12 protein-coding genes and 1 pseudogene are annotated in these 13,243 nt (G+C 71.1%); 11 read left to right on the forward strand and 2 right to left on the reverse strand.

Translation table 11 applies throughout. The features are described 5' to 3' along the window. Nucleotides 1–157: 157 nt before the first annotated feature. Both asnB and ACZ7OH_RS19805 read left to right on the forward strand, forming a co-directional pair. Nucleotides 158–1,999, forward strand: coding sequence for an asparagine synthase (glutamine-hydrolyzing) (gene asnB, locus ACZ7OH_RS19800; RefSeq protein ID WP_470282087.1), 1,842 nt, complete (start codon nt 158–160; stop codon nt 1,997–1,999). 19 nt (nt 2,000–2,018) lie between these two features. Then, complete coding sequence (locus ACZ7OH_RS19805) at nt 2,019–2,327, forward strand: hypothetical protein (RefSeq protein WP_470282088.1); 309 nt, start codon at nt 2,019–2,021, stop codon at nt 2,325–2,327. Here ACZ7OH_RS19805 and ACZ7OH_RS19810 read toward each other — a convergent pair. Further along, a complete protein-coding gene (locus ACZ7OH_RS19810; RefSeq protein ID WP_470282089.1) occupies nt 2,324–3,322 on the reverse strand; it encodes a Gfo/Idh/MocA family protein in 999 nt (332 codons plus the stop codon). The genes ACZ7OH_RS19805 and ACZ7OH_RS19810 overlap by 4 nt on opposite strands. After that, a complete protein-coding gene (locus ACZ7OH_RS19815) occupies nt 3,319–4,338 on the reverse strand; it encodes a LacI family DNA-binding transcriptional regulator (RefSeq protein WP_470282090.1) in 1,020 nt (339 codons plus the stop codon). The genes ACZ7OH_RS19810 and ACZ7OH_RS19815 overlap by 4 nt, the downstream gene beginning before the upstream one ends. A 114-nt stretch (nt 4,339–4,452) precedes the next feature. Between ACZ7OH_RS19815 and ACZ7OH_RS19820 the strand changes: the two genes are divergently transcribed. The 9 genes and pseudogenes from ACZ7OH_RS19820 to ACZ7OH_RS19860 form a co-directional block, all read left to right on the forward strand. Beyond that, a complete protein-coding gene (locus ACZ7OH_RS19820; RefSeq protein ID WP_470282091.1) occupies nt 4,453–5,331 on the forward strand; it encodes a TIM barrel protein in 879 nt (292 codons plus the stop codon). A 23-nt stretch (nt 5,332–5,354) separates the two neighbouring features. Continuing rightward, entirely contained in the window at nt 5,355–6,353 is a 999-nt protein-coding gene (locus ACZ7OH_RS19825; RefSeq protein WP_470282092.1) for a sugar ABC transporter substrate-binding protein, read from the forward strand. Then, nucleotides 6,350–7,393, forward strand: coding sequence for an ABC transporter permease (locus tag ACZ7OH_RS19830; RefSeq protein ID WP_470282093.1), 1,044 nt, complete (start codon nt 6,350–6,352; stop codon nt 7,391–7,393). Before ACZ7OH_RS19825 ends, ACZ7OH_RS19830 begins: the two co-directional genes overlap by 4 nt. Next, nucleotides 7,390–8,169 (forward strand): ATP-binding cassette domain-containing protein, encoded by a 780-nt coding sequence (locus ACZ7OH_RS19835; RefSeq protein ID WP_470282094.1) that lies wholly within the window; start codon nt 7,390–7,392, stop codon nt 8,167–8,169. Before ACZ7OH_RS19830 ends, ACZ7OH_RS19835 begins: the two co-directional genes overlap by 4 nt. Further along, nucleotides 8,166–9,095 carry a 5-dehydro-2-deoxygluconokinase gene (gene iolC / locus ACZ7OH_RS19840; protein WP_470282095.1) on the forward strand — a complete coding sequence of 310 codons (930 nt, stop codon included), beginning with the start codon at nt 8,166–8,168 and terminating at the stop codon, nt 9,093–9,095. The genes ACZ7OH_RS19835 and iolC overlap by 4 nt, the downstream gene beginning before the upstream one ends. Then, nucleotides 9,092–9,982 (forward strand): Cgl0159 family (beta/alpha)8-fold protein, encoded by an 891-nt coding sequence (locus tag ACZ7OH_RS19845; RefSeq protein ID WP_470282096.1) that lies wholly within the window; start codon nt 9,092–9,094, stop codon nt 9,980–9,982. Before iolC ends, ACZ7OH_RS19845 begins: the two co-directional genes overlap by 4 nt. Continuing rightward, the gene (iolB, locus tag ACZ7OH_RS19850) at nt 9,979–10,869 is read left to right on the forward strand and encodes a 5-deoxy-glucuronate isomerase (protein ID WP_470282097.1); all 891 of its coding nucleotides are present in this window, start codon (nt 9,979–9,981) and stop codon (nt 10,867–10,869) included. Before ACZ7OH_RS19845 ends, iolB begins: the two co-directional genes overlap by 4 nt. Beyond that, entirely contained in the window at nt 10,866–12,701 is a 1,836-nt protein-coding gene (iolD, locus tag ACZ7OH_RS19855; protein ID WP_470282098.1) for a 3D-(3,5/4)-trihydroxycyclohexane-1,2-dione acylhydrolase (decyclizing), read from the forward strand. Before iolB ends, iolD begins: the two co-directional genes overlap by 4 nt. A 68-nt stretch (nt 12,702–12,769) precedes the next feature. Next, nucleotides 12,770–13,200 (forward strand): annotated as a pseudogene (locus ACZ7OH_RS19860) (transposase); the annotation flags it as partial. Between the last annotated feature and the right edge of the window lie 43 nt (nt 13,201–13,243).

Genomic DNA, 13,243 nt, shown 5'->3' on the forward strand with positions numbered 1-13,243 from the left:
TAATCACAGAATGCAGTCGGTTAGTGACTCACGACACAACGCGTGACGGAACAAGTGCGGAACGTGCAATTCGGGCAGACAAGATCTACAGCCCGTGTTACACCTGTGTTACCGATAGTTGTATCGGCTAAGCAAATCTTGGGAGAGGGGATCACTTATGTGCGGTATCGCCGGCTGGGTTTCCTACGACGCCGACCTCACCCGCCGCCAGGAAGTGGTCGATGCGATGACCGCGACCATGTCCTGTCGCGGTCCGGACGACGAGGGCACCTGGGTGCGCACGCACGTCGCGCTCGGCCACCGGCGGCTGGCCATCATCGACCTGCCCGGCGGCCGGCAGCCGATGTCGGTGCGCACGCCGAACGGCGACGTCGCGATGGTCTACAGCGGTGAGGCGTACAACTTCACCGAGCTGAAGGACGAGCTGACGAAGCTCGGCCACCAGTGGGAGACCGACAGCGACACCGAGGTCGTGCTGCACGGCTACCTGCAGTGGGGCGACGAGGTCGTCGACCACCTCAACGGCATGTACGCCTTCGCGATCTGGGACGAGCGCGACGACCGGCTCGTCATGATCCGCGACCGGATGGGCATCAAGCCGTTCTACTACTACCCGACCCGCGACGGCGTCCTGTTCGGCTCCGAGCCGAAGGCCATCCTGGCGAACCCCCTCGCCAAGAAGGTCGTCGACCTCGACGGCTTCCGCGAGCTGGCCGGCTTCACCAAGCGGCCGGGCTGGTCGCTGTGGAAGGACATGGAGGAGGTCCAGCCGGGCACGATCGTCACCGTGTCCCGCGAGGGCATCAAGACCCGCACGTACTGGAAGCTGGACGCGAAGCGGCACACCGACGACCAGGAGACGACGGTCGCCCGCGTGCGCGAGCTGATGACCGACATCGTCAACCGCCAGCTCGTCGCCGACGTCCCCCGCTGCGTCCTGCTGTCGGGCGGCCTGGACTCCAGCGCCGTCACCGGCCTGGCCGCCGCGCGGCTGGCCCAGCAGGGCGAGCAGCTGCGGACGTTCTCCGTCGACTTCTTCGGCCAGGAGGAGAACTTCAAGCCGGACGAGATGCGCGACACCGCGGACTCGCCGTTCGTGCGGGACGTCGCTTCCTTGGTCAACTCGGCGCACGAAGACGTCATGCTCAACCCGGGCGACCTGACCGACCCCGAGGTCCGGCGCGCGGTGCTGCGGGCCCGCGACATCCCGGCCGGCCTCGGTGACATGGACACGTCGCTGTACCTGCTGTTCAAGGCGATCCGCGGCCAGTCGACGGTGGCGCTCTCGGGTGAGTCGGCCGACGAGGTGTTCGGCGGCTACCGCTGGTTCCACGACGAGAAGGCCGTCAACGCCGACACGTTCCCGTGGCTGGCGTTCCGCACGTCGATGATGGACGAGCGGGCGTCGCTCTACACGCCGGAGCTGGTGAAGAGCCTCGACGTCGAGTCCTACGTCGCGGACCAGTATTCGTCGGCCGTTTCCGCGGTCGAGCACCTCGACGGCGAGTCCGCGGTCGAGGCGCGCATGCGGACGATCTGCAACCTGCACCTGACCCGGTTCGTGCGGATGCTGCTCGACCGCAAGGACCGCGCGTCGATGGCGGTGGGCCTGGAGGTCCGCGTGCCGTTCTGCGACCACCGGCTGGTCGAGTACGTGTACAACACGCCGTGGTCGCTGAAGACGTTCGACGGCCGCGAGAAGAGCTTGCTGCGGCACGCGACCAAGCATGTCCTGCCGGAGTCGGTGGCCCAGCGGGTGAAGAGCCCGTACCCGTCGACGCAGGACCCGGGCTACGCGGCGGCGCTGCAGCAGCAGGTCAAGGAGGTCCTGGCCGAGCCGAAGCACGAGGTGTTCGGCCTGGTGGACCGCGCCTGGGCGCACCGGGCGTCCGAAGTGGACTCGGCGACCATGGACCCGGCCATGCGGATCGGCCTGGACCGCGTGCTCGACCTGTACCACTGGATCGAGATGTACTCCCCCACGCTCGAACTGTCTTGACTTCGAGTGCCCTTGAGGTGTGAGCCTGGTCGGCATGAAGGTGCTGCTGTTCGGCCGCAACGCGGCCACGGTCTCGAGGGTGACGGCGGCGCTGTCCGCGGCGGGTCTCGCCGCGGACGGCGTCGTCTCGGAGGAGTCGGTGCTGTCCCGGCTCGGTGTGGTGGACGCCCTGGTGCTGGGCGCGGGGGTGGTGGGCCCGCTGCGGGAGCGGGTGACGGCCGCTGCGGTCCGGCACGGCGTGGTTTGGGTGCAGGGGCCGCACATCCTGCCGTCGCGGGACGCGCTGGAGTACGTGCGGACGGAGATCCTGCCGCGGCTGCCCGTTTAGCGGCGGACCTCGGCCAGCTTCACCGGGCGCCGTTCGCGGCGGGACACCTCGCACGCCTCCGCGATGTAGAACGCCTCCAGCGCGTCCGCCGCTCCGCACGGCGACGGTGCCCGGCCGGCGACCACGTCCAGGAACGCCTTCAGCTCCGTTGTGTACGCGGGGCGGAACCGCTCCATGAACCCCGGGTACGCCGGCCCCGGCAGCGGGGCCACCCCCGGCTCCACCGAACGCAGCGGTGCCCGGTCGTCCAAGCCGACCACCACCCCGGAAACCGAGCCGAGCACGTCCAAGCGCACGTCGTAGCCCGCGCCGTTGTAGCGGGTCAACGACACCGTCGCCAACGTGCCGTCGTCCAGGGTCAGCGTCGCCGCCGCCGTGTCGACGTCGCCCGCGTCCGCGAAGAACTGCTCGCCGCGGTTCGCGCCGATCGCGTACACCTCCTCGACCTCGCGGCCGCTCACCCAGCGGATGATGTCGAAGTCGTGGACGCCGCAGTCGCGGAACAGCCCACCCGAGTGGGCGACGTATTCCGCCGGCGGGGGCGCCGGGTCGAACGTCGTCGCGCGCAGCGTGTGCAGCCAGCCGAGCTCGCCCGACGCCACGGCCGCGCGGGCCGCTGCGTACCCCGCGTCGAAGCGGCGCTGGAAGCCGATCTGGACCGCGACGTCCGACGCGCCGATGCGGTCGATCACCGCCAGGGTGCCGGGGATGTCCGCGGCCACCGGCTTCTCGCAGAAGACCGGGAGGCCCGCGTCGACCGCCGCGATGATCAGGCCCGGGTGGGCGTCCGTGGCGGCCGTGACGACCAGGCCGTCGAGACCCGCGGTGAACAGGTCGTCGAGGGAAGCCGTCTCGACGCCCAGCTTCGCGGCGGCCGACTGCGCCCGCGCGGGGTCGACGTCGGCCACCACGACCGACTCGACCTCCTCGAAGCCCTTCAGCGTCTCCGCGTGCGCGGTGCCGATCCGGCCGGTGCCCGCCAGTCCCAACCTCATCGTGGTGATCCTCCTATTGCAGAAATCCCAGCGGTGGTCGCCCGGACCACCAGTGACGGGTGCAGCAGGTGCCGGACCGGCTCCGTGCGTTCCCCGCGGACCCGTTCGGCTAGCGCTTCGAAGGCCAGGCGGCCCATCTCGGTGCGCGGCTGGTCGACTGTGGTCAGTGAGAGGTGCCGCAGCGCGGCCAGCGACGTGTTGTCGTAGCCGACTACCGACACGTCCTCCGGCACGCGCAACCCCGCTTCCTCCAGCGCCGAGATGGCCCCGACGGCGTTGAAGTCGTTGCCCGCCACCAACCCCGTCGGCAGCTCGGCGCGCGCGTACGTCGCCAGCAGCTCTCGGACGGACTTCTCGCCGCCGGTGTCGGTGTGCTCGCTGCGCACGACGATCGGCTCGAGGCCGTGGCGCCGCATCGCCGCCTGGAACCCGCGCCGGCGCTGGGCCGCCCCGGCCGCGCCGCCGCCGTCGAGGTGCGCGATGCGCCGGTGCCCGAGGCCGACGAGGTGGTCGACGGCCAGTGCCGAGCCCGCCTCGCCGTCGTCGTTCACGGTGTCCACTGTGGACGATCGGATCGTCCGCGAGACCAGGACGACCGGGCACTGCTTGGCGGCGGTCTGGATCGACGCGGCCGGAACGACCGGCGAAAGCAGGATGATCCCCGCCGGCCGGAACGAAAGCAGGTTGTGCAGGGCGTTCCACTCCCGCGTGGGACTCCGGCCGCCGGTGTTGAGGATGAGGTCGAAGCCCGCGGCCTGCGCTGCCGCGTCCAGCCCTTCGACGACGTCGGCGAAGAAGGCATTGCGCAGGTCGTTGACCATCACGCCGAGCACGGTGGACGTCCGGCTGGCCAGCGACCGCGCCATGACGTGCGGCTGGTAGCCGAGTTCCTCGGCCGCGCGCAGCACGGCCGCGCGCCGGGCGTCGGAAACCTTCGGGGAGTTCCGCATGACCAGGGACACCAGCGCACGGGAAACCCCCGCCCGCGCGGCGACGTCCTCCATCGTCGGACGCATGCGGCGCACCTCCCCTGATCACCGGAAACTCGGCCTTGACTTGGTGTGACGGACGCTACAAGATTAGAGCGCTCTAATCAATAGAGCGCTCCAACGGACCAACGGAGGCCCCTTGTGACAGCGACGATCCGCGTGGCCGCCGCCCCGATCTCCTGGGGCGTCTGCGAAGTCCCGGGCTGGGGCCGGGTGCTGGACGCGGCGACCGTGCTCGGCGAGATGGCGGCCCTCGGAGTCCAGGCGACCGAGCTGGGCCCGCCCGGGTACCTCCCGCGGGAGCCGGCCGAGCTGCGGGAGCTGCTCGGGCAGTACGGCTTGACGCTCGTCGGCGGCTTCCTCGCCGTTGTCCTCCACGCCGATCAGGACGCCGCGCTGAAGGAAGCCGAGCGGTCGGCCGCGCTGTTCGCCGCGTGCGGCGGCGACGTCCTCGTGCTCGCCGCCGCGACCGGGCTCGACGGCTACGACGAACGGCCGAAGCTCACCGACGCCGAATGGGCGACCCTGGTCGACACCGCGGGCAAGATCCGCGACCTCGCGGCCGCCCACGGCCTGCGCACGGTGCTGCACCCGCACGTCGGGACCCACGTGGAGCAGCGGGCCGAGGTCGAGCGGTTCCTCGCCGATTCCGATCTCGGCTTGTGCCTCGACACCGGGCACCTGATGATCGGCGGGACGGATCCGGTCGAGCTGGCGCAGCGGTATCCCGAACGGGTGGGGCACGTGCATCTCAAGGACGTCCGAGAAGACCTGGCGGCCGAGGTCCGCGCGGGCCGGCTCGGCTACACCGACGCGGTCGGGCGGGGCATCTACACCCCGCTCGGCGAGGGGGACGTGGACGTGGCGTCGATGGTGCGCTCCGTCCAGGCGGCGGGCTACGACGGCTGGTACGTCCTCGAACAGGACACCGCCCTCGGCGACTCGAGCCCCGACGACCTACCCCGGCGGGACACCGAGCGCAGCCTGGCCCACCTCGCGAAGATCACCGACTCCCACTGATCCCTGGTCCCAAAGGAGTGACTGTGTTCTCTACCAAGAAGCTGGCCGGTGTGGCGGCGCTCGCCGCCGCCGCGCTGGTCCTGTCCGCCTGCAGCGGCCCGAGTGCCGACAACTCGAAGAGCAGTTCCGGCAGCAGCCCATCGGCGGCGGCGCCCAGCTCGAGCGGGCCGCTGAAGGTCGCCGTCGTCACGCACGGCAGCGCCGGTGACGCCTTCTGGAACGTCGTGAAGAACGGCGCCGAGCAGGCGGGCAAGGACCTGGGCGTCGGCGTCGACTACTACTCCGACGGCGACCCCGGCAACCAGGCCAAGCTGATCGACAACGCGGTCGCGCAGAAGGTCGGCGGCCTGGTCGTCTCCATGGCCAACCCCCAGGCCCTGCAGACGTCGATCCAGAACGCGGTCAAGGCCGGCATCCCGGTCGTCACCATCAACTCCGGCGAGGACTCCAGCGCGCAGTTCGGCGCGATCGCGCACGTCGGCCAGAGCGAGGGCCTCGCAGGCCAGGGCGCCGGCCAGCGGCTCAAGGCGGCCGGCAAGACGAAGCTGCTGTGCGTCATCCACGAGGCCGGCAACATCGGCCAGAACCAGCGCTGCGACGGCGCGAAGCAGACCTTCGGCAACGTCTCCACGCTGCAGGTCGACATCTCCAACCCGACCGACGCGCAGGCCCGGATCCGCGGCGCGCTGCAGTCCGACCCGTCGATCGACGCGGTGCTGGCGCTGAACTCGCAGGTCGCGGCCCGCGCGGTCGACGCCGCCAAGGAAGCGAGCTCGAAGGCGCAGGTGGCGACGTTCGACCTCAACGCCGACGTCGTCGCGGCCATCAAGGCGGGCACGATCCTCTTCGCCGTCGACCAGCAGCAGTACGAGCAGGGCTACCTGCCGATCGTGTTCCTCAAGCTGTACAAGGAGAACGGCAACACCATCGGCGGCGGCCACCCGGTCCAGACCGGTCCCGGCTTCGTCGACAAGACCAACATCGACACCGTCGCCCCGTACGCGCAGCGCGGCACGCGATGACCGCAGCCATCCAGGCGCACCCCGACGAACGCGTCGCGAAGAAGAGCCTGACCGACCGCTTGGTGGTCCGGCCCGAGATCGGCGCGCTGCTCGGCGCCGTCCTCGTGTTCGTGTTCTTCTCCGTCGTCACCGGCCAGTTCCTCAGCCCGCTGGGCGTCGCGACCTGGCTCGACGACTCGTCGACCCTGGGCATCATGGCCGTCGTGGTCGCGCTGCTCATGGTCGGCGGCGAGTTCGACCTCTCGGCCGGCGTCATGACGGCGTCGACGTCGCTGGTCACCGCAATCCTGGCGACGCAGGCGGGCTGGAACGTCTGGCTCGCCTTGGGAGTTTCGCTCGTCTTCGCGCTCGGCGTCGGCGCGTTCAACGGCTGGCTCGTCATGAAGACCGGGCTGCCCAGCTTCATCGTCACGCTGGGGTCGTTCCTCGCCCTGCAGGGGCTCAACCTCGGCGTGACGCGGCTGGTCACCAACACCGTCCAGGTGTCGGGCATGCGCTCGACCAGCGGTTACGAGTCGGCGGGCGGGCTGTTCGCGTCCACCTTCGACATCGGCGGCACCGAGTTCCAGTCGTCGATCATCTGGTGGATCGTCGTCACGGCGATCGCCGCGGTGCTGCTCGTGCGGACGCGGTTCGGCAACTGGATCTTCGCGGTCGGCGGGTCGCAGGTGTCGGCCCGCTCGGTCGGCGTGCCGGTGGTGCGCACGAAGATCCTGCTGTTCATGGGCACCGCGCTCGGCGCGTGGCTGGTCGGCTCGATCAACATCCTGCGGTTCGCGAGCGTGCAGGCCAACCAGGGCATCGGGCTGGAGTTCCAGTACATCATCGCGGCGGTGATCGGCGGCTGCCTGCTCACCGGCGGGTTCGGCTCGGCGGTGGGCGCGGCGATCGGCGCGCTGATCTTCGGCATGGCGCGCCAGGGCATCGTGTTCGCGCAGTGGAACAGCGACTGGTTCATGCTGTTCCTCGGCATCATGCTGCTGGCCGCGGTCCTGGTGAACAACGCCTTCCGGCGGCGCGCGGAAAGGGTCCGTCGATGAGCTTGCTCGAAGTTCACGAGATCGGGAAGACCTATGGCAGCGTGATCGCGCTGCGGGATGTGTCCACTGTGGTCAACGCGGGCGAGGTGACCTGCGTGCTCGGCGACAACGGCGCCGGGAAGTCCACGCTGATCAAAATCCTGGCCGGCGTGCACCAGCACGACCGCGGCGAGTTCCTCGTCGAGGGCGAGCCGGTCCGGTTCGCCTCCCCGCGCGAGGCCCTCGACCGCGGCATCGCGACCGTGTACCAGGACCTCGCCGTGGTGCCGCTGATGAGCGTCTGGCGGAACTTCTTCCTCGGTTCGGAGCCGACGACCGGGTTCGGGCCGTTCAAGTTCCTGGACCGGCGCAAGGGCCGCGAGACGACCAAGCAGGCGCTGTCCGACATGGGCATCGACCTGCGGGACGTCGAGCAGCCGGTCGGGACGCTCTCCGGTGGCGAACGCCAGTGCGTCGCGATCGCGCGGGCGGTGTACTTCGGCGCGAAGGTGCTGATCCTCGACGAGCCGACCGCCGCGCTGGGCGTCAAGCAGGCCGGGGTCGTGCTCAAGTACGTCGCCCAAGCGCGGGACCGCGGGCTCGGCGTCGTGCTGATCACGCACAACCCGCACCACGCCTACCCCGTCGCGGACCGGTTCCTGCTGCTCAAGCGCGGTGCGCCACTCGGCTCGTACGAGAAGAAGGACATCGACATCAACGAGCTGACCCGGCAGATGGCGGGCGGTGCGGAACTGGAAGCCCTCGAGCACGAGCTGCGGCAGGTGGAGAAGGCGTGAGTCTCGAAGCGCTGACGATCGGCCGGGTGGGCGTCGACCTCTACCCGGAGCAGAGCGGCGTGCCGCTGGCCGGGGTCAGCACGTTCGCCAAGTCGCTCGGCGGGACCGCGACCAACGTCGCGGTCGCCGCCGCGCGGCTCGGCCGGCGCACGGCCGTCCTCACCAAGGTCGGGCCGGACGGCTTCGGCGACTACGTCCGGCAGGCTCTCGAGGGCTTCGGCGTGTCCTCGGCGCACGTGGGCACTTCGCCGGATCTCCAGACGCCGGTGGTGTTCTGCGAGCTGAACCCGCCCGCGGACCCGCCGTTGCTGTTCTACCGCTCCCCGATCGCTCCCGACCTCACGCTCACCGACGACGACGTGCCCTGGGACGTCGTCGGGTCGGTGCCCCTGTTGTGGGTCACCGGCACCGGCGTCTCCGCCGAACCCGCACGGACCACCCAGCGGAAGATCCTCGAAACGCGCGGACGCCGTGCGCACACCGTGCTGGACCTCGACTACCGGCCGATGTTCTGGCCGTCGGCCGAGCAGGCGCGGGAGGAGATCGGCGGGATGCTCGACCACGTCACCGTCGCGGTCGGCAACCGCGCCGAGGTCGAGGTCGCCGTCGGCACGGAGGACCCGGACGCCGCCGCGGACCGCCTGCTGGAGCGCGGCTTGCGGCTGGCCGTCATCAAGAAAGGCGCCGAGGGTGTGCTGGTGGCGACGCCGGACGGACGGTCGACCGTGCCGCCGCAGCGAGTCGAGGTCGTCTGCGGGCTCGGCGCGGGCGACGGCTTCGGCGGCGCGCTGATCCACGGCCTGTTGTCGGGCTGGGACCCGGTCCGCATCGCCGAGTACGCGAACGCCGCGGGCGCGCTCGTCGCGTCCCGGCTGGCCTGCGCCGACGCCATGCCGACCGCGACGGAGATCGAGGAGCTGCTGTGATCCTCACCGACGAGCGCTGGCGCGAGCTCCTCCACACCCGGGCGACGAACCCGGGCGCGGTCCGCCAGGCCTACGCGACGCGCAGACGCCGTTCGAAACTGCTGTCCGACAACGGCACCCTGTTCCTCGTCGCGGCCGACCACCCGGCCCGCGGCGCCTTGGGAGTCGGCGACGACCCCCTCGCGATGGCCGACCGGCGGACGCTGCTGGAACGCCTGCTCGTCGCGCTCGCCAACCCCGCCGTCGACGGCCTCCTCGGCACCCCCGACGTCGTCGAAGAACTGCTGCTGCTCGGCGCGTTGCACGACAAGGTCGTCTTCGGCTCGATGAACCGCGGCGGCCTCGCCGGTGCCGACTGGGAGATCGACGACCGCTTCACCGGCTACGACGCCCGCACGCTCGTCGACTGCGGGCTCGACGGCGGCAAGATGCTGCTGCGGCTCGTCGACTCCGACCCGGGCACGGTCCCGACGCTGCAGGCCTGCGCCGACGCCGTCACCGAGCTGGCCGCGTACGGCCTGGTCGCGATGGTCGAGCCGCTCCCCTACACCCGCGTCGACGGGAAACTGGTGCTGCAGCGGGATCCGCTGTCCCTGGCGCGGGCGGTCACGGTGGCGTCCGGGCTGGGCACGACGTCGGCGCACACCTGGCTGAAGCTCCCGTCGACCGACTCGGCCGAGGTCCTCGGCGCGACGACGCTGCCGGTGGTCGTGCTCGGCGGCGTGCCCTCCGGCGACCCGGCCGCCGACCTGGCCTCCTGGGGCCGGACGCTGCGCCACGACGTCGTGCGCGGCCTGGTCGTCGGCCGCACCCTGCTCTACCCGCCCGACGGCGACGTCGGTGCCGCCGTCGAAGCCGCCGCGAAGGTCCTGGAGGCCGCGAAGTGAGCAAGCTCCACCGTCCACTGGGGACACTGTCCGACGACGCCGACCCGGTCCGGCTCACCCCGGACAGCGCGGGCTGGACGTACACCGGCCTGCGGGTGCTTTCCCTGGCGCCCGGCGAGGTCCGGGTCCTGCACACCGGCGAGTTCGAGGCGTTCGTGCTGCCCCTGGCCGGGTCCGCGACCATCCGGGTCGACGGGCAGGTCTTCGAGCTGCGCGGCCGGGAGTCGGTCTTCACGCGCGTGACGGACTTCGCCTACGTGCCACGCGACGCCGAAGTCGAGTTGTCGACAAAGGACGGTCTGGAGGTCGCGTTGCCGATGGCGCGCTGCACCCGCCGCCTCTCCCCGGCGTACGGACCCGCCGAGGACGTCCCGGTCGAGGTCCGCGGCGCCGGGCAGGCGACCCGGCAGGTGACCAACTTCGGCGTGCCCGGGGTGTGGGACCACGCCGACAAGCTCAACGCGTGCGAGCTGATCACGCCGGGTGGGAACTGGTCGTCGTACCCGCCGCACAAGCACGACGAGGCGACCGGGTGCGAGGTCGTCAACGAGGAGATCTACTACTTCCGGATCGCCGGCCGCGACGGCGTGACGCCGTCCCGTGAGGGCTTCGGCCTGCACCGCACGTACACCGCCGACGGCGACCTGGACGAAGACGTCGCCGTGCGCGACCACGACGTGTTCCTCATCCCGCGCGGCTACCACGGCCCGTGCGTCGCCGCGCCGGGGTACCCGATGTACTACCTGAACGTCTTGGCGGGACCGGCCGAAGAGCGGTCCATGGCGTTCTGCGACGACCCCGCGCACAGCTGGGTCCGCGACACGTGGGCGTCGCAGGACCTCGACCCGCGGTGCCCCGTCACGAGTCACGAAGGGCGTGTTCAGTGAAGCTGACGACGGCTCAGGCGCTGGTCCGCTGGATCCTGGCGCAGCGCTCGGAAACCCTGGACGGGCGCGAAGTCCCGCTCTTCCCCGGCGTCTTCGCGATCTTCGGGCACGGGAACGTCCTCGGCCTCGGGACGGCCCTGGAAGAACACCGCGATGAGCTGCCGGTCTGGCGCGGGCACACCGAGCAGGGCATGGCGCTGGCCGCGGTCGGGTACGCGAAGGCCACGCACCGGCGGCAGGTCGGCGTCGTGACGTCGTCGATCGGGCCGGGCGCGCTGAACATGGTCACCGCCGCCGGGGTCGCGCACGCGAACCGGCTGCCGGTGCTGCTCCTGCCGGGCGACACGTTCACCGGCCGCGCGCCGGACCCCGTGCTGCAGCAGATCGAACCCTTCGGCGACGCCACCGCGACGGTCAACGACGCCTTCCGCGCGGTCTCGCGCTACTTCGACCGGATCACCCGGCCCGAGCAGCTGATCTCGACGCTGCCGCAGGTCGCGCGGGTGCTCACCGACCCGGCGGACAGCGGGCCGGTGGTCCTGGCGCTGCCGCAGGACGTCCAGGCGGAGACGTACGACTTCCCGGACGCGCTGTTCGCGCAGGTCACGCACCGGCCGTTGCGCCCGCGTCCGGACCGGCGTTCGGTCACCGAAGCGGCCGGTCTGCTGCGTTCGTCGAAACGGCCGTTGCTGGTGCTCGGCGGCGGTGTCCGGTACTCCGGCGCCGGGCAGCGCGCCCTCGACTTCGCCGAACGGCACGGGATTCCGCTCGTCGAGACGACCGCGGGGCGGACGCTGGTGGCCCACGACCACCCGCTGCACGCGGGACCGCTGGGTATCACGGGTTCCTCGTCGGCGAACGCTCTCGCGGCTGCGGCCGACGTCGTCCTGGCGGTCGGGACGCGGCTGCAGGACTTCACGACGGCATCGTGGACGGTCTTCTCCCCCGACGTCCGCCTGGTCACGCTCAACGCGGCCCGGTTCGACGCGGTGAAGCACGGCGCGCTGTCGGTGGTCGGGGACGCCGACGCCGGCCTGACGGACCTGGCTGCCCAGCTGGAGAGCTGGCGAGTGGACCCGGCGTGGACCGCGCGGGCATCAAGTGAACGGGCTTCCTGGGACGCGCACATCGACTCGCTGCGCTCTTCCGCTTCGGAGGTTCCTTCGTATGCGCAGGTCGTCGGGGTCGTGAACGATCTGTCGGCGACGGACGACTACGTCATGACGGCGTCGGGCGGCCTGCCGGGCGAGCTGATCGGCGGCTGGCGCGGGTCGGGTGCGCTCTCGATGGACGTCGAGTACGGGTTCTCGTGCATGGGCTACGAGCTGTCCGGCGCGTGGGGCGCGGCGATCGCCTGGCCCGGCCTGGTCACGACGCTGCTGGGCGACGGCTCGTACCTGATGCTGAACTCGGAGCTGTTCTCGGCGGCTTTCGCGGGCCACCCGTTCGTGGCGGTCGTCTGCGACAACGACGGGTACGCGGTGATCGCGCGGCTTCAGGAGGGCCAGGGCGGGAAGCCGTTCAACAACTTCTACGCGGACTGCACGACTTCGCACGCTTCGCCGCCGCGCGTGGACTTCGCCCGGCACGCGGAATCGCTGGGTTGCTTGGTGTTCTCGGCGTCCACAGTGGACTCGCTGCGGACGGCCTACGCGTCGGCCCGCGAGGCCGCGGTGGCCGAACGGCGTCCGGCGGTGGTCGTGGTGAAGACGCAGCCGTCGACGTGGACCGAGGCGGGGGCCTGGTGGGAGGTCGGGGTACCGGAGCACCTGGCCGGCCGGGACGGCTTCGAGCGCGGGAAGGGCGGGCAGGTGCGTTACCTGGAGTCCTGACCGCGGGTCGCGGGGGCGCCCGCGCGGCCGGACACCTGGTGGCCTATCTGCCCAGGCTGGCGATGCGCCGCATCGCCAACCGCGTCCGCGGGCTGCTCACCGGCATCCACCCCGCCCTGGAGCGGACGATCGGCCACGAGGTCAGCCACCCGGCGGTGCTGGAAATCCTGTCCCGCTGCGGCGGTCTGGCCGGGATCGCCAAAGCCGGCCGCCGCAAACTCACCGCGATCGCGAAGGCCCATGCGCCCCGCATCGGCGACAAGCTGGTCGAGGCGATCATGACCGCAGCCCGCATCCTGCTCGCCTCGTTTGGGCATCCGGCGGCCTACGCCGGCATCGCCCCGGTCACCCGCAGCTCCGGCACCAGCATCAAAGGCGAGCCCCCGCCCGAACTGGCAACCGGCAGCTCAAGCGCGTGTTCTTCCTCGCTGCCTTCGCCTCATTGTCCGACCCGGTCAACCGCTCTTACTACGACCGGCAGAGGGCCGACGGCAAGAAACCCGCTCCCGCCGCGGCTTGACAACCCGATAGGGGCGCCCCCC

Source organism: Amycolatopsis sp. NPDC114478, from assembly GCF_055633805.1.